This window comes from Enterobacter sp. 725m/11 (assembly GCF_011683705.1).
Classification (GTDB): Bacteria; Pseudomonadota; Gammaproteobacteria; order Enterobacterales; family Enterobacteriaceae; genus Enterobacter; species Enterobacter bugandensis.
Genome location: NZ_JAAQOK010000004.1, coordinates 1 through 19477 on the forward strand (window position 1 = coordinate 1; position 19477 = coordinate 19477).

A 19477-nucleotide genomic window follows, 5' to 3' on the forward strand; every position below is an offset into this window, starting at 1 on the left:
AGGAGATGTGTATAAGAGACAGCAGTAACGGCCATTGCGCACCCTTATAAATGTGATGTCTATCTTATAGTCATAATATTTATAACGGGGATGAAAGGAGTAACGGTTTTATATACCGTTTGGTGATTTACAAGCAGAAAAGGGAATAAGGGTGCGGGGAAAATTGCCGGGTGGCGCTAACGCTTACCCGGCCTACGTATGGGGAGCGTTTTACAGCGCCAGCAGGCGCTCAACGGACGGCGCAAAATAGTAGCCGCCGGTGACCGGGCGGGTGAAGCGCAGCATGGCATCGCGCTTGCCGTCAGTGTCACCGAACATGCTCAGCAGTTGCTGCTCAATATTGTGCAGCCGCGCGCAGTAGGCGCAGAAGTAGAGGCCGTGCGTGCCGCTTGCCGTGCCGTACGGCAGGCTCTGACGAACAATTTTGAGCCCCTTGCCGTCTTCCTTAAGGTCAACGCGGGACAGGTGCGAGGTCACCGGGCGCGCATCGCTGTCGATCTCTTCGTTGGCTTCTTTGGTGCGGCCAATCATCATCTCCTGGTCCTGCACGCTCATGCGGTTAAGCTGCTTGAGGTTGTGCTCCCAGCGCTGGACGAACACGTAGCTGCCGCCCGCGTCCACGCCGTCTTTGATGACCGCCACGTCGCGACGAACCTCTTCACCCGCCGGGTTTTCGGTGCCGTCAACGAAGCCGCTCAGATCGCGCTCTTCCACCCAGCGGAAGCCGTGAACCTCTTCCTGCACGTCGATGCTGTCGCCAAACGCTTCAACCGCCGCCTGAGCAACGGAGAAGTTCACGTCGTGGCGCAGAGAGAGGATGTGGATCAGCACGTCGTATTGGGTGGCTGGCGCCAGGCCTTTGCCGTAAGGGATAAAGTCCTTCAGCTCTTCCGCGCCTTCGCCGCCGCTCAGCTGACGCCAGACGTTATTGCCGAAAGCGACAACGGCACCCAGATGGGCGTCCGGGAATTTGGCCTGGAAGGTGGCCAGTTTATCAACGAAAACTTTGCTGGCCGCGCGCAGGGCATCCACGTCCCCTTTAACATTGGCTTCAATCCAAATCGCCGCGCGGCAATGTTCTGGCAAAATGCCACTCTGAACCTGAGACATCGCTCCTCCTGAAATAAAGATGCCACGTCAGCGTGGCATTGATGGCGGCTATTATACCCGGATTTCAGCGAGGCGGTTTGTTCAGGCGCAAATTACTGCTTCCAGAGTATTTTGCTCACTTTCCAGCTCTTCAGCGTGTCGTCAGAGGGCATCAATCCTTCCGGACCGCTCCAGGTTCCGGTGAAGACATAGCTGATGTGCTGGCTGCCTTCCGCCTTACATTCCACCGCCACGCCATCGTCTGAAGGGGCGCTGCTGCAGTTACCAAAGGCCTGTTTATAAAGATCGCTAAACGGGGTGCCCACCTTTACGCCGCTGGCGGTCGGAATATCTTCGTCCATCACGGCAATGCGGTTCACCGTCCCTTTATCACCGTTAATCACCAGCGCCAGCTTGTCGCCCTTTAGCGCTTCAAAGTAACGCACAATGTTGCCATTCTCGGTTTTCATCCCGCTACGCAGGCGATAGTCACTGCTCAGGGCATCCTGAATGGCGTCCTGATCGAGCGCCGTTGACGCGGTAATTTTTCCCACGCCCTGCTCGGTCACTTCGGTGGAAGAGCCAAACCAGTTCCACGGATACGCGGCGGACCAGTTAATGGAGGAGAGCGTCGAACAGCCGGTTAACGCCAGCGGGAGAGCGCATAAAAGTAAACGCAGCGATTTCATTGAAACGTCCTTTCTAATTAAATCAACGCTTGTTGGAGTGCGGCATCGGCAAAAAGTGCCGCGCTAATCTGACTCTTGCGTAAAACAGGCACGTAAGCGGGGATTCGTCAGCAGCCACATCAGCGCCACAATATCCGCCACCACCAGCGCGATGCCGATACCGGAAAGCGGTTCACCCAGCCACCAGAGCACGGGTTGCCAGAACAGCAGCGCAATCTGGGCGAGGATCAGCAGCCAGCGAAGCGCACGCCACAGACGCGGGATTACATGCCGTCGACCGCTGCACAAAAAAGCCACCACCGCCGGTACGCCCGGCAGTAAGCCGAGCCAGAAGGCATCGTGGTCGGGATAAAAGAGATTCAGCAGCGTATCGCCCTGCCCGCGCGACGCACCGGCCATCACAAACAGTACCCAGGTACGGGCCTGGAGGAGCAAAACGCACCAGAATAAAAACGGCAGCCTGACGCGGCCCTGCGCGTCATAGTCAGCCGGGTGGATCTCAGTACTCTTCATCTTCGATCAGGCGCTTACCCAGCGTCAGCACGTCGGCGTGCTCGTAGCCCAGACGCTCATACATGCCCAGCACCACGTCGTTATCTTCCCGCACCATGATCTGGATTTTCGGGCAGCCGCGGGCGATGAGTTTCTTTTCCAGACGATTGAGCAGCGCGTTGGCGATGCCACGCGCCCGGTATTCCGGGTGGACGCCCAGATAATAGGCCGAGCCGCGGTGGCCGTCGTAGCCGCCCATTACCGTCCCGACCACCTCGCCGTTCACTTCCGCGACCAGAAACAGGCTAACGTCGTGATTCACCTTACGTTCGATATCCATTTCCGGATCGTTCCACGGACGCAGCAGATCGCAGCGCTCCCAAAGGGTGATCACCTCTTCGAAATCTTCCTGGCGAAAAACGCGTATCTCCATGGTATTAACCGCCTTTTCGGGTTTAAAAACAGTGATTATGGCGTGAACGGGGCGTTTAGCCAATAACCGGGGAAAATCTCGCCAAAATTTGGCATAATGTCACTTTGTCACGTATTGAAATGAAAAGTAAAACAATTCTCAATAAGGACTGTCGTAACGGGAAACACGATACGATATAACACCAGGACCCCATTTTTCAGTATTCAGGCCGCATGAGCACATTCAAACCATTAAAAGCACTCACATCGCGTCGTCAGGTTCTCAAAGCGGGGCTGGCGGCCTTAACGTTAACGGGCATCGCTAAGCAGGCTCAGGCAAAAGACGAGAGCACGCTCAAAACCAGTAACGGACACAGCAAACCGAAAACCAAAAAGCCGGGCGCAAAGCGTCTGGTGATGCTCGATCCGGGCCACGGCGGTATTGATACCGGCGCCATCGGCAGAAACGGTTCGAAAGAAAAACACGTCGTGCTGGCAATTGCAAAAAATGTGCGATCGATTTTACGCAGCAACGGCATTGACGCCCGCCTGACGCGCACGGGCGACACGTTTATTCCGCTGTATGACCGCGTCGAGATCGCCCACAAGCACGGCGCGGATCTGTTTATGTCGATCCACGCGGATGGCTTCACAAACCCTTCCGCCGCGGGCGCGTCGGTGTTTGCCCTCTCCAACCGCGGCGCCAGTAGCGCTATGGCGAAATACCTTTCCGATCGCGAAAACCGGGCGGATGAAGTAGCCGGGAAGAAAGCCACGGATAAAGATCATCTGTTGCAGCAGGTGCTGTTCGATCTCGTGCAAACGGACACCATCAAAAACAGCCTGACGCTCGGCTCGCATATCCTCAAGCGGATTAAGCCGGTGCACCGTCTGCACAGTAAAAGCACCGAACAGGCGGCGTTTGTGGTGCTGAAGTCACCGTCTATCCCGTCCGTGCTGGTGGAAACGTCCTTTATTACCAACCCGGAAGAAGAGCGCCTGCTCGGTACCACGGCGTTTCGCCAGAAGATCGCCAACGCCATCGCCTCCGGCATTATCAGTTACTTCAACTGGTTCGATAACCAGAAAGCGCACTCCAGGAAACGCTGATGAAACCCAATGCACAGTTGGTCAAAACGTTCCTGCTGCAGCTGCAGGATGAGATTTGCCAGAAACTGGCCGCCGCAGACGGCGGTGAATTCCAGGAAGATAGCTGGCAGCGCGAAGCGGGCGGCGGCGGGCGCAGCCGCGTGCTGCGTAACGGCGGCATCTTCGAACAGGCGGGCGTGAATTTTTCCCACGTTCACGGCGACGCCATGCCCGCGTCCGCTACCGCGCACCGCCCTGAGCTGGCGGGCCGCAGCTTCGAAGCGATGGGCGTCTCGCTGGTGATCCACCCGCATAACCCGTTTGTTCCGACCAGCCACGCCAACGTGCGCTTTTTCATCGCGGAGAAGCCAGGAGCCGATCCGGTCTGGTGGTTTGGCGGCGGTTTCGACATGACGCCTTACTACGGCTTCGAAGAGGATGCCGTGCACTGGCACACCACCGCGCGGAACCTTTGCCTGCCGTTTGGCGAAGACGTTTACCCGAAATATAAAAAGTGGTGCGACGACTACTTTTACCTGAAGCACCGCGACGAGCAGCGCGGCATCGGCGGGCTGTTCTTTGACGATCTCAACACGCCGGATTTTGATACGGCATTTAGCTTTATGCGCGCGGTGGGCGAAGGGTTCACCGACGCGTACCTGCCGATTGTCGAACGCCGTAAAAACACCGACTACGGCGTGCGCGAGCGTGAGTTCCAGCTTTATCGTCGCGGGCGGTACGTGGAGTTCAACCTGGTGTGGGATCGCGGGACGCTGTTCGGCCTGCAGACCGGCGGACGCACGGAGTCGATTCTGATGTCGATGCCGCCGCTGGTGCGCTGGGAGTACAGCTACGAGCCAAAAGAAGGCAGCCCGGAGGCTGCCTTGAGTGAGTTCCTTAAAGTACGCGACTGGATTTAACTGCCGGATGGCGCTGCGCTTATCCGGCCTACTCCATCCTCAGGTCGGGTAAGCACACGCGCCCTTACAGCGGCTGCGTCTGCGCCTCAACCACCGCCAGCGCCACCATGTTCACGATACGGCGCACGGAGGCAATCGGCGTTAACACGTGCACCGGTTTTGCCACGCCCATCAGCACCGGTCCTACGGTCACCCCTTCAGAGCTGGAGACGCGCAGCAGGTTGTAGCTGATACGCGCCGCTTCCACGTTCGGCATAATCAGTATGTTCGCCGATCCCTTCAGCGGGCTGTCCGGCATACGTTCGTTGCGGATGCTCTCCACCAGCGCGGCATCACCGTGCATTTCCCCGTCAATCATCAGCTCCGGCGCACGCTCGCGCACCAGTTCCAGAGTCTGGCGCATTTTGCACGCCGCCGCGGATTTAGAGGAACCAAAGTTTGAGTGCGACAGCAGCGCCACCTTCGGCTCAATACCAAAGCGACGCACCGTTTCCGCCGCCATCACGGTGATCTCCGCCAGCTCGTCCGGGGTTGGATCGTCGTTCACGTAGGTATCCGCAATAAAGGTGTTGCCGCTCGGCAGCAGCAGCGCGTTCATCGCCCCGGCGGTATGGACGCCGTCGCGATAGCCGAAGATCTCCTGCACCACGCTGAAATGCTCGTGGTAATCGCCGATGGTGCCGCAGATCAGCGCATCCGCCTCGCCGCGATGGACCATAATCGCGCCGATGACCGTAGTATTGCTGATCACCGCCCGCTGCGCCTGCTCCTGGGTGATCCCGCGACGCTTCATGATCGTGTAATATTCGTTCCAGTACTCCTTGAAGCGCGGATCGGATTCGTTGTTAACGATCTCGAAGTCCACGCCCGGCTTAATCTGCAGGCCCAGCTTCTGAATGCGCATCTCGATCACGCTCGGACGACCAATCAGGATCGGCTTTGCCAGCCCTAAGGTGATCAGCTCCTGCGTGGCGTGCAGCACGCGCGCCTCTTCCCCTTCCGCCAGCACCACGCGCTTCGCGTCTGCGCGAGCCTGAGAGAAGATCGGCTTCATAAACAGGTTAGTTTTGTAGACGAACTCGGTGAGCTTATCGACGTACGCGTCGAAATCCTGAATCGGACGCGTCGCCACGCCGGAGTCCATCGCCGCTTTGGCAACGGCTGGCGCAATTTTGACAATCAGGCGCGGATCGAACGGTTTTGGAATGATGTAGTCCGGGCCAAAGCTCAGATCCTGATCCCCGTACGCGGAGGCGACCACTTCGCTCTGCTCAGCGTGCGCCAGCTCGGCGATGGCGTGAACGGCGGCAAGCTTCATCTCTTCGTTGATCGCCGTCGCGCCAACGTCCAGCGCCCCGCGGAAGATGAACGGGAAGCAGAGCACGTTGTTCACCTGGTTCGGGTAGTCCGAACGGCCGGTACAGATAATGGCGTCTTCGCGCACCGCTTTCGCCAGCGGCGGGAGGATTTCCGGTTCCGGGTTCGCCAGCGCCAGGATCATCGGCGCGCGCGCCATTTTCTGCACCATTTCCTGGGTCAGCACTTTCGGGCCTGAACAGCCGAGGAAGATATCCGCGCCGTCAATCACGTCCTCAAGCGTGCGCTTGCCGTCATCTTCCACGGCATACGCCGCTTTGGTTTCCGCCATGTTCGGCTCGCGGTCTTTGTAGATAACGCCCTTAGAGTCGCAGACCACGATATTGTGTTTCTGCATGCCCAACGCCACCAGCAGGTTCATACAGGCGATGGCCGCCGCGCCCGCGCCGGAGACCACCATGCGCACGTCAGACAGATTTTTCTCCACCACGCGCAGGCCGTTGAGAATGGCAGCGGTGCTGATAATCGCCGTGCCGTGCTGGTCGTCATGGAACACGGGAATGTTCATACGCTCGCGCAACTTCTGCTCGATATAGAAACATTCCGGCGCTTTGATGTCTTCCAGGTTGATCCCGCCGAAGGTCGGCTCCAGCGCGGCCACCACGTTGATGAACTTATCGGGATCGAGTTCGTCCACTTCGATATCGAACACGTCGATACCGGCGAATTTCTTGAACAGTACGCCCTTCCCTTCCATCACCGGTTTACCGGCCAGGGCACCAATATTGCCCAGGCCCAGCACCGCCGTACCGTTAGAGATAACGGCGACAAGGTTGCCGCGCGCGGTGTATTTGTAGGCCGCCAGCGGATCTTTTTCGATCTCCAGACACGGCGCAGCCACGCCCGGCGAGTAGGCCAGCGCCAGATCGCGCTGGGTCGCCAGCGGCTTGGTTGGGGAGACCTGAATTTTACCGGGGACAGGGAACTCGTGAAAATCGAGGGCACTCTGTTTTAACTGATCGTCCATCTTGTTATTCCTTTTACGTATCGGTCAGATAGTATCGCCGCTGAGCAGCGCATAAACTTTGAAGGCTGCCAAACTCTCACCATCACACATTAAAAATTGTTATCAATTTATAACAGCCATGTTACCCGTCTCAAAAGCAATGCCTGCCCCGTCTGCTATGCTTTTTTGTTAAGTCCATCATGATTTTCTCAGAAGTGTGAACTAACGCACTCATCTAACTCTTTTATTTCCAAGGAGTAATTATTTATGAACCAGCTAGACGGCATCAAACAATTCACCACCGTGGTTGCAGACAGCGGCGATATCGAGTCGATTCGCCACTATCAGCCAGAGGACGCGACCACCAACCCTTCGCTGCTTCTGAAAGCGGCGGGGCTTGCCCATTTTAGCCATCTGATTGACGACGCGATTGCCTACGGTAAACAGCGCGGGAAAACGCAGGAGCAGCAGGTTGCTGAAGCCAGCGACAAGCTGGCGGTTAATTTTGGTGCGGAAATTCTGAAAAGCATTCCGGGGCGCGTGTCGACCGAAGTGGATGCCCGCCTCTCATTCGATCAGGAAAAGAGTATTAACAAAGCGCGCCGCCTGGTGGAGCTCTACCAGGAACAGGGGATTGATAAGTCACGCATTCTGATCAAGCTCGCGTCCACATGGGAAGGGATCCGCGCGGCAGAGGTTCTGGAAAAAGAGGGGATCCACTGCAACCTGACGCTGCTGTTCTCCTTTGCCCAGGCGCGCGCCTGTGCCGAAGCGGGCGTGTTCCTGATCTCGCCTTTTGTCGGGCGCATCTACGACTGGTATCAGGCGAAACAGCCGATGGACCCGTACGTGGTAGAGGAAGACCCTGGCGTGAAGTCGGTGCGTAATATCTACGATTATTACAAGCAGCACCGCTACGAAACCATCGTGATGGGCGCCAGCTTCCGCCGCACCGAGCAGATCCTGGCGCTCGCAGGGTGTGACCGTCTGACCATCTCCCCTGACCTGCTGAAAAAGCTGCAGGAGAGCGACGAAACGGTGATCCGCAAGCTGGTGCCGACCTCTACCGTCCTGCCAAAACCGAAAGCCATGACCGAAGCAGAGTTCCGCTGGGAGCATAATCAGGACCCTATGGCCGTGGAAAAACTGGCGGACGGCATCCGCCAGTTCGCCGTCGACCAGCGAAAACTCGAAGATCTTCTCGCCGCCAAACTTTAACCTTGCCACGGAGTGAACTATGTCCCGTAAAGAGCTCGCTAACGCCATTCGCGCCCTCAGCATGGATGCCGTACAAAAAGCCAATTCCGGCCACCCTGGCGCCCCGATGGGGATGGCCGATATTGCCGAAGTGCTGTGGAACGACTTCCTGAAGCACAACCCCACTGACCCAACCTGGTACGACCGCGACCGTTTTATTCTTTCCAACGGCCACGCCTCGATGCTGCTCTACAGCCTGCTGCACCTTTCCGGCTACGACCTGCCGCTTGAGGAGTTAAAAAACTTCCGCCAGCTGCACTCCAAAACGCCGGGCCACCCGGAGATCGGCTATACACCGGGCGTGGAAACGACCACCGGCCCGCTGGGCCAGGGGCTGGCGAATGCCGTCGGCCTGGCAATTGCCGAACGTACGCTGGCCGCGCAGTTCAACCAGCCCGACCACGAGATTGTCGATCACTACACCTACGTCTTTATGGGTGACGGCTGCCTGATGGAGGGGATCTCCCACGAGGTCTGCTCGCTGGCGGGCACGCTGGGTCTCGGCAAGCTGATTGGCTTCTATGACCACAACGGCATCTCCATCGACGGGGAAACCGAGGGCTGGTTTACCGACGACACGGCAAAACGCTTTGAGGCCTATCACTGGCACGTGGTGCACGAGATTGACGGCCACGATCCGGAAGCGGTGAAAAAAGCGATTCAGGAAGCGCAGAGCGTGAAGGACAAACCGTCCCTGATTATCTGCCGTACCACCATTGGCTTCGGCTCGCCGAACAAAGCGGGCAAAGAAGAGGCGCACGGCGCGGCGCTGGGCGAAGAGGAAGTGGCGTTAACCCGCCAGAAACTGGGCTGGAAATATCCGCCGTTTGAGATCCCGAAAGAGATCTACAGAGCATGGGATGCGCGCGAAGCGGGTGAAAAAGCGCAGCAGGCCTGGAACGAAAAATTTGCCGCCTACAAAAAAGCGCACCCGGAGCTGGCCGCCGAGTTTTCCCGCCGCATGAGCGGCGGCCTGCCGGAAGACTGGGACGATAAAACCCAGGCGCTGATAGAAAATCTGCAGTCCAACCCGGCGAAAATCGCTACCCGTAAAGCGTCGCAAAACACCCTGAACGCGATTGGCCCTCTCCTGCCTGAGCTGCTCGGCGGCTCAGCGGATCTGGCGCCAAGCAACCTGACCATCTGGTCAGGCTCTAAATCCCTGAAGGAAGACATTGCCGGGAACTACATCCACTACGGCGTGCGCGAGTTTGGGATGACCGCGATTGCTAACGGCATCGCCCATCACGGCGGCTTCGTGCCCTACACCGCCACCTTCCTGATGTTCGTCGAGTACGCCCGAAACGCGGCGCGTATGGCGGCGCTGATGAAGGCCCGGCAGATTATGGTCTACACCCATGACTCCATCGGGCTGGGTGAGGATGGTCCGACGCACCAGGCGGTAGAGCAGCTGGCGAGCCTGCGCTTAACGCCAAACTTCAGCACCTGGCGTCCGTGCGATCAGGTCGAAGCCGCGGTGGGCTGGAAGCTGGCCGTTGAGCGTCATAACGGACCTACGGCGCTGATCCTGTCGCGCCAGAACCTGGCGCAGATCGAGCGCACGCCGGAGCAGGTAAAAAACATCGCCCGTGGCGGCTACATCCTGAAAGACAGCGGCGGCAAGCCGGACGTGATCCTGATTGCCACCGGTTCCGAGGTGGAAATCACGGTGAAAGCGGCGGAGAAGCTGACCGCCGAAGGTCACGCGGTGCGCGTGGTATCTCTGCCTTCAACGGATATTTTTGACGCCCAGGACGAGGCGTATCGGGAATCGGTGCTGCCTTCCAGCGTTGCGGCGCGCGTGGCGGTGGAAGCGGGTATTGCCGACTACTGGTATAAGTACGTGGGGCTGAAAGGGGCAATTGTGGGCATGCGGGGTTACGGTGAATCCGCTCCTGCCGACAAACTGTTCCCGTATTTCGGCTTTACCGTTGAGAACGTGGTGGAGAAAGCGCTGAGCGTGTTGTAGTGCGACAGCGCCATCCGGCAAAACTAGCGAGTGATCCACAGCGTGGGCCAGGCGTCTGGCCCATTCCAGCTATCGCAGCTTGGCTCTTCCGCGTAGCGCACCAGGCGGAAGCGCTGGCCGTCAAAACGCCAGCGCGTCTGGATCCCGCAGTCTCCAATACCGCGTCCCAGCGCCAGCGTCGTCAACTCGCGCGTTTTCTCATCAAAGCGGGCGTTCATCAGCTCCATGTCGCTGCTCTGGCTGGAGGGGGTGAACGGCAGACGTAACCTGACGCTACGGGCGGCGAACGGTTTTTTACGTGAGACCTGCCACGCCAGATCGACCGTGTTATAGGCCCCCGCTTCACAGCTGACGATCAACAGCGCTTTGTCATCCGTTAATGCAGTGACGCGTACTTCACGACGGTTAGGATCCAGCGAGCACTGGCTGTTGTTCATCCGCCACGTCCCATAATCCAGCAGATCGTTCAGCTCGCTATGCGTCAGCGGCGTCGGCGTCGGGTTCACCACGGCCACCTTTTTTAATGCCGGTGCAGGAGGCACGCTCAGCGGCGGGCTATCTCCTTTTTTAATCCATGCCGTTTCGCTGCCAACGCGCTTCTGCTGGGCGTCGATAAACAGCAGCGCCGCCTTCAGACCGACCAGCGAGATCGTCTGCTTCCCCCCGCGCAGGGTCAGCGCCTGCCCTTCCTGAATGTTTTTCAGAAACGTGGTGATGGTACCCGCATCTTCAGTTTTGAGATGCCAAGGGGTTAACTGCCAGTGCTGCGAATTGAGCTTTAACGGAACGTTGTCGAGCAGCAGGCGCGGGGCAATGTCAGGCTCTTTAACCGGCGGGGCCGAAAGCCCGCCGAGATCGATGCGCAGGCTGGCGTCCGTTTTCGCGCCTGCGCTACGGCTCAGCGTCATGACCAGACCGCGATGCTCGCCGGTATTCCGGGCAACACAAAAATTCTGGTTATTGCAGGTAACCTGCCAGTCTGAAAAAGACTGCTGCGCGGGCGCAGCCCACACCAGAGGTGCGGGTAGCACGCAGAAAAAGAAGAGAAGCAAAACGCAGTAGCGCATGAATGGTACAGCCCCGGAAACGAAAAGGTCAATCTGGGGCGTATCTTCGTGCCCAGGGCGGGCGGGCTCAATCGGATTTATCGGATAGATTTATCTGAAATACACGTTATCACGACATCGGTTTAGGGTTCATTAAGCCGCTGGTTTGCAGATACTGTAACAGGATCACCGCTTTACCGTCGCGAATCTCGCCGCTTTTCACCATCTCAACGGCCTGGGTGAAAGGCATTTCCAGCACTTCAATGTCTTCATCCTCCACGCCGCCGCCGCGATGCGTGCGCTGGGCATCGGTGTATTCCGCAATGAAGAAATGGACCAGCTCGGTCACCCCGCCAGGGGACATGAAAAGCTCAAAGACTTTTTGCACCTCGCCCACTTCAAAACCGGTCTCCTCAACGGCCTCCTTGCGGATGCAGACTTCCGGCTCATCGTCATCAAGCAGGCCGGCGCAGGTTTCAATCAGGCGCCCGTCCGCGTTGCCGTTGACCCAGGTCGCGACCCGAAACTGGCGAATCAGCACCACGCTTTGCTTTTCACGGTTATACAGCAGAATGGTTGCGCCATTGCCCCGGTCGTAGACTTCGCGTTTGTGGCGAATCACGTCACCGTTCTTACGGGTTAAATCGTAAGTGATGTTACGCAGGACAAAGTAATTTTCAGAAAGGATTTTGTCTTTGATAACGGTAATGTTCAGGGACATACGAGCTCCACGGCTAAATGAGTCTGTTTATACTACCCCGTGAAGCCCGCTTTGTCCTCCGTCGGCTCAGGCGGCGCGTTACTTCTCGCCAGATTTCAGGTTAATGCCCAAAGCGGCTTTTGGATCAATAACCTTATCTTTAGTATGAATAAGCTATTTGCTCGCTACCGCGTTATCAGGCAATGTACAACTGCCCATGACCTGTGGCTGAGCCATTTTATGCAGAGATCCGTTCCGTGACCGTTAAACGCCCCGTTTCCGGAAGCCTTGCCTGGGCTTTCTTTTCGATCATTGCCCTGTCCGTGCTGACCAGCACCGTCGCGCTGCTGACGCTTGCCAGCAGCCAGCGTGACGCCGAAGCTATCAACATTGCGGGATCGCTGCGCATGCAGAGCTACCGCCTCGGCTACGAGATGCAGCGCAACAGCCCCTCCCTTATGGCGCATCGTGAGAACTGGCAGCGAACGTTAAGCGCGCCTTCCCTGGAGAAGCTGAACCGCTGGTACGTCCCGGACAACGTCAAGGCGCGCTATCAGCAGCTGCATGTGGCCTGGCTGGACATGGACAAGCACATCGCCCGCGGCGACAGCGCATGGTATGACGCTCACATTGAGGATTTTGTCGGCCGTATTGATGCCTTTGTGCTCGCCCTCCAGCACTACACCGAAAATAAAATCCAGACGGTGACCCTCCTCTCTCTGGCTGGCGCGCTCGGGATCCTGCTGCTGACGCTGTTTACCCTGCGGCGCATCCGTCGCCAGGTGGTGTTGCCGCTGAACAACCTGGTGGCCGCCAGCGAACGCATTGAGCGAGGGGAATTTACCACCCCGGCGCCGGACACCGCGCTCCCCAACGAGCTGGGCCAGCTCTCCCGCGCCTTCAACCATATGTCGGGCGAGCTACATACTCTCTATCGGTCGCTCGAAGCCTCCGTCGCGGAAAAGACGCGGCATTTGCATGAAGCCCACCAGCAGCTCGACATGCTGTTCAAATGCTCCCAGGCGCTGAATACCGGGCAGATAGACAGCCTGTGCTTCCGGCATATTTTGCAGATTGTGCATGAATACACGCAGATGAATTACCTGGAGCTACGCACCAGCGACGACTGGCGGCTGTGTGAAGGAACAGAGGTGAGCGGCATTTCTCTGCAAACCCTGCCGGTGCTGATGCAGGATACCCTCTACGGCGAGCTGCGCTGGCAAAGCGAGACGAGCAGCGTTCCTCTTCCGCTGATGAGAAGCGTGGCGACCATGCTCGGACGTGGGCTGTACTTTAACCAGGCGCAGAAGCATTACCAGCAACTGCTGCTGATGGAGGAGCGCGCCACCATCGCCCGCGAGCTGCATGATTCGCTGGCGCAGGTACTCTCCTATCTGCGGATCCAGCTCACGCTGCTTAAACACGCCGTGCCGGCGGAAAATGCCTCCGCGCAGACGATCATCACCGACTTCTCCCGCGAGTTGAACAACGCCTGGCAGCAGCTGCGCGAGCTGCTGACCACCTTCCGCCTGACGCTAAACCATGCGAATTTACCCGCGGCGCTGCAGGAGTCCCTCGATGCCCTGCAGAGCCAGACGCAGGCGAAGCTGCACCTCGACTGCCGCCTCTCCACCCTGGCGCTTGACGCGCAGAAGCAGGTGCATTTGCTGCAGATCGTGCGGGAGGCCGTCCTGAATGCGATTAAGCACGCGCAGGCCAGCGAGATCACCGTCAGCTGCGTGACCGCCGTGGACGGCACGCACAGCGTCAGCATTCGCGACAACGGCATCGGGATTGGCGAGGCCAGCGAGCCGCCGGGACACTACGGGTTGAACATTATGCGAGAACGCGCGCAACGGCTCGGCGGAATGCTGCACTTCTCGCAGCCGCAAAACGGCGGCACGCAGGTCAGCGTGACGTTCCCCGCACCCGCGCCGTTAACAGGTAAATAACGGTAAAGGGGGAAGCGCCGGGAAAAGCGCATGATAATTTACATTATCTCCTTTATTTCTCCACGTTTGGCCTGGGCCTTACCGCTAAAGTGATGCGGGCAATAAACAATAATGACGTGCAGCAAAACGAGGTCACACTTTCATGGCGAATTTTTTCATCGATCGCCCCATTTTTGCCTGGGTGCTTGCCATCCTGTTGTGTCTGACAGGTGTCCTGGCGATTACTTCTCTTCCCGTTGAGCAATATCCCGATCTGGCACCGCCTAACGTGCGTGTCACAGCAAACTACCCCGGCGCGTCCGCACAAACGCTGGAAAATACCGTGACGCAGGTTATCGAGCAGAACATGACGGGTCTGGATAATCTGATGTACATGTCCTCCCAAAGCAGCGCCACGGGACAGGCCACGGTTACCCTGAGCTTTGAGGCGGGCACCGACCCGGACGAAGCGGTGCAGCAGGTACAAAACCAGCTGCAGTCGGCCATGCGTAAATTGCCCCAGGCCGTGCAGAACCAGGGCGTCACCGTGCGTAAAACCGGTGATACCAACATTCTGACCATCGCGTTTGTCTCCACCGATGGCTCAATGGATAAACAGGACATTGCGGACTACGTCGCCAGTAATATTCAGGACCCGCTCAGCCGTATTAACGGCGTGGGGGATATCGACGCCTATGGCTCACAGTACTCGATGCGTATCTGGCTGGATCCCAACAAGCTGAACAGCTATCAGATGACGGCAACCGACGTGACGGACGCCATCAAAGCACAGAACGCCCAAATTGCCGTGGGACAACTGGGAGGCACGCCTTCCGTCGATAAACAGGCCCTGAACGCCACCATTAATTCGCAATCTCTGCTTCAGACCCCGGACCAGTTCCGCAACATCACCCTGCGCGTGAATCAGGATGGTTCAGAAGTGCGTCTGGGCGACGTTGCTAAGGTGGAAATGGGTGCGGAGAAATACGATTACCTGAGCCGCTTTAACGGCAACCCGGCCTCTGGACTGGGAATTAAGCTGGCCTCCGGCGCAAACGAAATGGCGACGGCGAAGCTGGTATTGGACCGTCTGGATGAGCTGTCGCAGTATTTCCCGCACGGGCTGGAGTACAAGGTCGCCTATGAAACCACCTCCTTCGTTAAAGCCTCGATTGAGGACGTAGTCAAAACCCTGCTGGAAGCGATCGCCCTGGTGTTCCTGGTGATGTACCTGTTCCTGCAAAACTTCCGCGCCACGCTGATCCCCACCATTGCCGTCCCGGTGGTGCTGCTGGGCACCTTTGCGGTGCTTTACGCGTTCGGCTACAGCATCAACACCCTGACGATGTTTGCCATGGTGCTGGCGATTGGCCTGCTGGTGGACGATGCCATTGTGGTGGTCGAAAACGTCGAGCGCATCATGAGCGAAGAGGGGCTTTCCCCGCGTCAGGCGACGCGTAAATCGATGGGACAAATTCAGGGGGCGTTGGTCGGTATCGCGATGGTGCTGTCGGCGGTCTTTATCCCGATGGCCTTCTTTGGCGGTACAACCGGGGCGATTTACCGTCAGTTCTCAATCACCATCGTCTCGGCGATGGTGCTCTCCGTGCTGGTGGCGCTGATCCTCACCCCTGCGCTCTGCGCCACCCTTCTTAAGCCGCTGCACAAAGGGGAACATCACGGCCAGAAAGGGTTCTTCGGCTGGTTTAACCGCATGTTCAACCGCAACGCCGAGCGGTATGAATCTGCCGTCGGCAAAGTGCTACACCGCAGCCTGCGCTGGATGATGATTTACGTTGTGCTGCTGGGCGGCATGGTGTGGCTGTTCCTGCATCTTCCCACCTCGTTCCTGCCGCAGGAAGACAGGGGGATGTTCATCACCTCGGTGCAGCTCCCGAGCGGATCCACCCAGCAGCAGACGCTGAAGGTGGTTCAGAACGTTGAGCAGTACTTCTTCACCAAAGAGAAAAATAACGTTGTTTCGGTCTTCTCTACCGTCGGCTCCGGCCCGGGCGGGAACGGGCAGAACGTCGCCCGCATGTTTGTCCGCCTGAAAGACTGGGACGAACGCGACGCCAGAACGGGAACCTCGTTCGCCATCATTGAGCGCGCAACCAAAGCGTTTGCCCGCATTAAAGAGGCGCGCGTCTTTGCCAGCAGCCCGCCCGCGATCAGCGGCCTGGGCAGTTCCGCCGGGTTTGATATGGAGCTGCAGGATCACGCCGGCGCGGGCCACTCGGCCCTGATGGCCGCGCGCGATAAGCTGCTAGAACTAGCAGGGAAAGATCCCGGCCTGACCCGCGTTCGTCACAACGGTCTTGACGACAGCCCGCAGCTTCAGGTGGATATCGACCAGCGTAAGGCTCAGGCGCTGGGTGTGTCGATCGAGGATATCAACGACACCCTGCAAACCGCATGGGGCTCAAGCTACGTAAATGACTTTATGGATCGCGGCCGCGTGAAAAAAGTGTATGTCCAGGCAGCCGCGCCGTTCCGCATGTTGCCGGATGATATTAACCGCTGGTTTGTACGCAATAATTCTGGCGGAATGGTCCCCTTCTCCGCCTTTGCCACATCGCGCTGGGAGAGCGGTTCGCCGCGTCTGGAGCGCTATAACGGCTATTCCGCGGTTGAGATCGTCGGGGAAGCCGCGCCGGGCGTCAGCACCGGTACCGCCATGGACACCATGGAAAAACTGGTGCAGCAGTTGCCTGCCGGTTTTGGTCTGGAATGGACGGCCATGTCTTACCAGGAGCGTCTCTCCGGGGCGCAGGCCCCTGCCCTCTATGCGCTTTCTTTGCTGGTGGTCTTCCTCTGCCTTGCCGCGCTGTATGAGAGCTGGTCGGTTCCGTTCTCGGTCATGCTGGTGGTGCCGCTTGGGGTTATCGGTGCGCTGCTGGCGACCTGGATGCGCGGCCTGGAGAACGACGTTTACTTCCAGGTGGGGCTACTTACGGTGATCGGCTTGTCGGCGAAAAACGCCATTCTGATCGTTGAGTTTGCCAACGAGATGAATGCCAAAGGCCACGAGCTGATGGCCGCCACGCTGCACGCCTGCCGCCAGCGCCTACGTCCGATCCTGATGACCTCACTGGCGTTTATTTTTGGCGTACTGCCGATGGCAACCAGCACGGGTGCAGGCTCAAGCAGCCAGCATGCGGTGGGTACCGGCGTCATGGGGGGGATGATTTCGGCCACCATCCTGGCGATTTATTTTGTGCCGCTGTTCTTTGTGCTGGTGCGTCGTCGCTTCCCGCTCCGGGAGCGACAGGAATAACCCGCAGTCATAAAAAAGGCGGCTTAATCGGCCGCCTTTTTATTGTGTGATTAATTCACACTATGGTTATTTTACTTATTTTAGTGCTCTTGCAATTCTTACTGAATGTCATTTACGAAGCATGCCTTCGATAAAATCTTTCCAGTTCCCCAGTTCACGTTCAATCATAACAACCTCTCTTATTATTATGTGCATTCTACGAAAACGTATCATCATTGTGAAGACTGTTTAACCAATCGCTGTGATTGTACCCCGCCACCGTTGGGGATTTATGATAAATATGAACGGAGGAGTTTAAATTTTGTGTGACGGCCAGCAATATTTTGAAATAACCCTACGAACGGGTGAGTTTTATTTTACGCGCTGAGTTTATTCAGAATTTAAACACGGTGGACATCTATGCTTAAATGGTGAAAGTATATTCAGCGTACAAGTGTGAGTTGAATTAAGAAGAAGTGTAAATCCAGAGCATTCCTGAGTGTGTTATATTCCACCTAAAGATATATCTTCGAATTTACTGAACGTTTAATCGCCATAAGAGCAAAAGGATTCAACATGGTTGTGATGTACGGCATTAAAAATTGCGACACCATCAAAAAAGCACGCCGCTGGCTGGAAACTAATAACGTCGAGTACCGCTTCCACGATTATCGTGCCGACGGGCTTGATGCAGAATTTCTGCATACCGCCATTAACGAACTGGGATGGGAAGCACTGCTGAACACCCGCGGCACCACCTGGCGTAAGCTGGACGAATCCGTGCGCGCCAGCATCGTTGACGCTGACAGCGCGGCAAAGTTGATGCTCGACATGCCGGCAATTATCAAACGCCCATTGCTCTGCAAGCCAGGTCAGCCTATGCTGCTGGGTTTCAGTGAAACCCTTTATTCTGACTTTTTCGTAGAGGTGTAGTGTATGTCATGCCCGGTCATTGAGCTGACTCAACAGCTTATTCGCCGTCCCTCCCTTAGCCCGGACGACGCAGGTTGTCAGGCATTAATGATTGAGCGCCTGCGCGCCATCGGTTTTACCGTTGAGCGCATGGATTTTGGCGACACCCAGAACTTTTGGGCGTGGCGTGGCCAGGGCGAAACGCTGGCCTTTGCCGGGCACACTGACGTCGTTCCCGCGGGTGACGCTGATCGCTGGATTAATCCGCCGTTTGAGCCGACCATCCGCGATGGCATGCTCTTCGGCCGCGGCGCGGCAGACATGAAAGGCTCGCTGGCGGCGATGGTTGTGGCGGCAGAGCGCTTTGTGGCTCAGCATCCGAACCACAAAAACCGTCTCGCGTTCTTGATCACCTCCGATGAAGAAGCCAGCGCCCATAACGGTACCGTGAAGGTCGTTGAGGCGCTGATGGCGCGCAATGAACGTCTTGACTACTGTCTGGTCGGCGAGCCGTCCAGTACCGAAGTGGTGGGTGATGTCGTCAAAAACGGTCGCCGCGGCTCGCTGACCTGTAACCTGACCATACATGGGGTTCAGGGGCATGTGGCCTACCCGCATCTGGCCGATAACCCGGTCCACCGCGCCGCGCCAATGCTGAACGAACTGGTAGGCATCGAGTGGGATAAAGGCAACGAGTTCTTCCCGCCGACCAGCATGCAGATCGCCAACGTCAAGGCCGGAACCGGCAGTAACAACGTCATCCCGGGAGATTTCTTCGTCCAGTTCAACTTCCGCTTCAGTACCGAACTGACCGACGAGACGATCAAAGCGCGCGTTGTCGCTCTGCTGGAAAAATACAACCTGCGCTACACCGTTGACTGGTGGCTTTCCGGCCAGCCGTTCCTGACGCAGCGCGGCAAGCTGGTGGATGCGGTGGTGAACGCCATTGAGCACTATAATGAAATTAAGCCGCAGCTGCTGACGACGGGCGGCACCTCAGACGGACGCTTTATCGCCCGCATGGGTGCACAGGTTGTCGAACTGGGTCCGGTTAACGCGACGATTCACAAAATCAACGAGTGTGTGAACGCAGCCGATTTACAACTGCTGGCCCGCATGTATCAACGTATTATGGAGCAACTCGTCGCCTGACGAGCGCTCAGAGAGGAATAGCGAATGGATTGGCTTGCAAAGTACTGGTGGATTCTGGTGCTGGTGTTTCTGGTCGGCGTACTGCTGAACGTGATTAAAGACCTTAAGCGCGTTGACCACAAAAAGTTTCTCGCGAATAAGCCGGATCTCCCGCCGCACCGTGATTTTAACGACAAGTGGGACGATGACGACTGGCCGAAGAAAGACCAGAAGAAGTAATCGGTCTGTATCCCCTCTCCTG

The 19477-nt window shown here is 57.4% G+C and carries 17 protein-coding genes; 9 read left to right on the forward strand and 8 right to left on the reverse strand.

All coding sequences use genetic code 11. The features are described 5' to 3' along the window. Positions 1 to 210: 210 nt before the first annotated feature. From HBA26_RS02445 to HBA26_RS02460, 4 genes are all read right to left on the reverse strand, one after another. Entirely contained in the window at positions 211 to 1110 is a 900-nt protein-coding gene (locus HBA26_RS02445; protein ID WP_126345919.1) for a Dyp-type peroxidase, read from the reverse strand. 92 nt (positions 1111 to 1202) lie between these two features. Continuing rightward, the gene (locus HBA26_RS02450) at positions 1203 to 1778 is read right to left on the reverse strand and encodes an RpoE-regulated lipoprotein (RefSeq protein ID WP_028014004.1); all 576 of its coding nucleotides are present in this window, start codon (positions 1776 to 1778) and stop codon (positions 1203 to 1205) included. 63 nt (positions 1779 to 1841) lie between these two features. Next, positions 1842 to 2291 carry a DUF2919 domain-containing protein gene (locus HBA26_RS02455; RefSeq protein WP_041908792.1) on the reverse strand — a complete coding sequence of 150 codons (450 nt, stop codon included), beginning with the start codon at positions 2289 to 2291 and terminating at the stop codon, positions 1842 to 1844. Continuing rightward, the gene (locus tag HBA26_RS02460) at positions 2278 to 2703 is read right to left on the reverse strand and encodes a GNAT family acetyltransferase (RefSeq protein ID WP_003861292.1); all 426 of its coding nucleotides are present in this window, start codon (positions 2701 to 2703) and stop codon (positions 2278 to 2280) included. Before HBA26_RS02460 ends, HBA26_RS02455 begins: the two co-directional genes overlap by 14 nt. A gap of 212 nt (positions 2704 to 2915) precedes the next feature. Between HBA26_RS02460 and amiA the strand changes: the two genes are divergently transcribed. Together amiA and hemF are read left to right on the forward strand one after the other, a co-directional pair. Next, on the forward strand, positions 2916 to 3791 hold the full coding sequence (gene amiA, locus HBA26_RS02465) for an N-acetylmuramoyl-L-alanine amidase AmiA (protein ID WP_028014006.1): 876 nt from the start codon (positions 2916 to 2918) through the stop codon (positions 3789 to 3791). Continuing rightward, positions 3791 to 4690 (forward strand): oxygen-dependent coproporphyrinogen oxidase, encoded by a 900-nt coding sequence (hemF, locus tag HBA26_RS02470; protein ID WP_041908789.1) that lies wholly within the window; start codon positions 3791 to 3793, stop codon positions 4688 to 4690. The genes amiA and hemF overlap by 1 nt, the downstream gene beginning before the upstream one ends. A 64-nt stretch (positions 4691 to 4754) precedes the next feature. On the opposite strand, the gene maeB is transcribed toward hemF, so the two are convergent. After that, complete coding sequence (maeB, locus tag HBA26_RS02475) at positions 4755 to 7034, reverse strand: NADP-dependent oxaloacetate-decarboxylating malate dehydrogenase (protein ID WP_126345918.1); 2280 nt, start codon at positions 7032 to 7034, stop codon at positions 4755 to 4757. 246 nt (positions 7035 to 7280) lie between these two features. On the opposite strand from maeB, the gene tal reads away from it, so the two are divergent. Continuing rightward, positions 7281 to 8231 carry a transaldolase gene (tal, locus tag HBA26_RS02480; RefSeq protein WP_028014009.1) on the forward strand — a complete coding sequence of 317 codons (951 nt, stop codon included), beginning with the start codon at positions 7281 to 7283 and terminating at the stop codon, positions 8229 to 8231. 19 nt (positions 8232 to 8250) lie between these two features. Next, the gene (gene tkt / locus HBA26_RS02485) at positions 8251 to 10239 is read left to right on the forward strand and encodes a transketolase (RefSeq protein WP_028014010.1); all 1989 of its coding nucleotides are present in this window, start codon (positions 8251 to 8253) and stop codon (positions 10237 to 10239) included. 23 nt (positions 10240 to 10262) lie between these two features. Here the strand turns inward: tkt and HBA26_RS02490 are convergent, their stop codons facing one another. Next, entirely contained in the window at positions 10263 to 11306 is a 1044-nt protein-coding gene (locus tag HBA26_RS02490; protein ID WP_048959908.1) for a DUF1176 domain-containing protein, read from the reverse strand. A gap of 109 nt (positions 11307 to 11415) precedes the next feature. Continuing rightward, positions 11416 to 12006, reverse strand: a complete 591-nt coding sequence (gene nudK / locus HBA26_RS02495; protein ID WP_041908784.1) for a GDP-mannose pyrophosphatase NudK — start codon at positions 12004 to 12006, stop codon at positions 11416 to 11418. Between the two features lie 236 nt (positions 12007 to 12242). Between nudK and narQ the strand changes: the two genes are divergently transcribed. Continuing rightward, the gene (gene narQ, locus HBA26_RS02500) at positions 12243 to 13937 is read left to right on the forward strand and encodes a nitrate/nitrite two-component system sensor histidine kinase NarQ (RefSeq protein WP_100169913.1); all 1695 of its coding nucleotides are present in this window, start codon (positions 12243 to 12245) and stop codon (positions 13935 to 13937) included. 142 nt (positions 13938 to 14079) lie between these two features. Continuing rightward, a complete protein-coding gene (gene acrD, locus HBA26_RS02505; RefSeq protein ID WP_048999955.1) occupies positions 14080 to 17193 on the forward strand; it encodes a multidrug efflux RND transporter permease AcrD in 3114 nt (1037 codons plus the stop codon). A gap of 108 nt (positions 17194 to 17301) precedes the next feature. Here acrD and ypfM read toward each other — a convergent pair whose 3' ends face one another. Then, a complete protein-coding gene (gene ypfM / locus HBA26_RS02510; RefSeq protein WP_015572204.1) occupies positions 17302 to 17361 on the reverse strand; it encodes a protein YpfM in 60 nt (19 codons plus the stop codon). A 387-nt stretch (positions 17362 to 17748) separates the two neighbouring features. On the opposite strand from ypfM, the gene HBA26_RS02515 reads away from it, so the two are divergent. Genes HBA26_RS02515 through HBA26_RS02525 form a run of 3 tightly spaced genes read left to right on the forward strand, consistent with a single transcriptional unit; the run spans position 17749 to position 19455 of the window. Then, positions 17749 to 18105: an ArsC family reductase gene (locus tag HBA26_RS02515; protein WP_045261161.1), complete on the forward strand. Its 357-nt coding sequence runs from the start codon at positions 17749 to 17751 to the stop codon at positions 18103 to 18105. 3 nt (positions 18106 to 18108) lie between these two features. Then, positions 18109 to 19236: a succinyl-diaminopimelate desuccinylase gene (gene dapE, locus HBA26_RS02520; RefSeq protein WP_028014016.1), complete on the forward strand. Its 1128-nt coding sequence runs from the start codon at positions 18109 to 18111 to the stop codon at positions 19234 to 19236. Between the two features lie 24 nt (positions 19237 to 19260). Further along, the gene (locus tag HBA26_RS02525) at positions 19261 to 19455 is read left to right on the forward strand and encodes a YpfN family protein (protein ID WP_094084945.1); all 195 of its coding nucleotides are present in this window, start codon (positions 19261 to 19263) and stop codon (positions 19453 to 19455) included. The last annotated feature ends 22 nt before the right edge of the window (positions 19456 to 19477 follow it).

What these genes read in the sequence shown, in the direction of transcription:
- acrD (WP_048999955.1), top strand. Translation starts at nt 14,080, where the DNA reads ATGGCGAATTTTTTCATCGATCGCCCCATTTTTGCCTGGGTGCTTGCC.
- dapE (WP_028014016.1), top strand. Translation starts at nt 18,109, where the DNA reads ATGTCATGCCCGGTCATTGAGCTGACTCAACAGCTTATTCGCCGTCCC.
- nudK (WP_041908784.1), bottom strand. Translation starts at nt 12,006, where the DNA reads ATGTCCCTGAACATTACCGTTATCAAAGACAAAATCCTTTCTGAAAAT.
- tal (WP_028014009.1), top strand. Translation starts at nt 7,281, where the DNA reads ATGAACCAGCTAGACGGCATCAAACAATTCACCACCGTGGTTGCAGAC.
- HBA26_RS02490 (WP_048959908.1), bottom strand. Translation starts at nt 11,306, where the DNA reads ATGCGCTACTGCGTTTTGCTTCTCTTCTTTTTCTGCGTGCTACCCGCA.
- tkt (WP_028014010.1), top strand. Translation starts at nt 8,251, where the DNA reads ATGTCCCGTAAAGAGCTCGCTAACGCCATTCGCGCCCTCAGCATGGAT.
- HBA26_RS02515 (WP_045261161.1), top strand. Translation starts at nt 17,749, where the DNA reads ATGGTTGTGATGTACGGCATTAAAAATTGCGACACCATCAAAAAAGCA.
- HBA26_RS02460 (WP_003861292.1), bottom strand. Translation starts at nt 2,703, where the DNA reads ATGGAGATACGCGTTTTTCGCCAGGAAGATTTCGAAGAGGTGATCACC.
- HBA26_RS02455 (WP_041908792.1), bottom strand. Translation starts at nt 2,291, where the DNA reads ATGAAGAGTACTGAGATCCACCCGGCTGACTATGACGCGCAGGGCCGC.
- maeB (WP_126345918.1), bottom strand. Translation starts at nt 7,034, where the DNA reads ATGGACGATCAGTTAAAACAGAGTGCCCTCGATTTTCACGAGTTCCCT.
- amiA (WP_028014006.1), top strand. Translation starts at nt 2,916, where the DNA reads ATGAGCACATTCAAACCATTAAAAGCACTCACATCGCGTCGTCAGGTT.
- HBA26_RS02525 (WP_094084945.1), top strand. Translation starts at nt 19,261, where the DNA reads ATGGATTGGCTTGCAAAGTACTGGTGGATTCTGGTGCTGGTGTTTCTG.
- hemF (WP_041908789.1), top strand. Translation starts at nt 3,791, where the DNA reads ATGAAACCCAATGCACAGTTGGTCAAAACGTTCCTGCTGCAGCTGCAG.
- HBA26_RS02450 (WP_028014004.1), bottom strand. Translation starts at nt 1,778, where the DNA reads ATGAAATCGCTGCGTTTACTTTTATGCGCTCTCCCGCTGGCGTTAACC.
- HBA26_RS02445 (WP_126345919.1), bottom strand. Translation starts at nt 1,110, where the DNA reads ATGTCTCAGGTTCAGAGTGGCATTTTGCCAGAACATTGCCGCGCGGCG.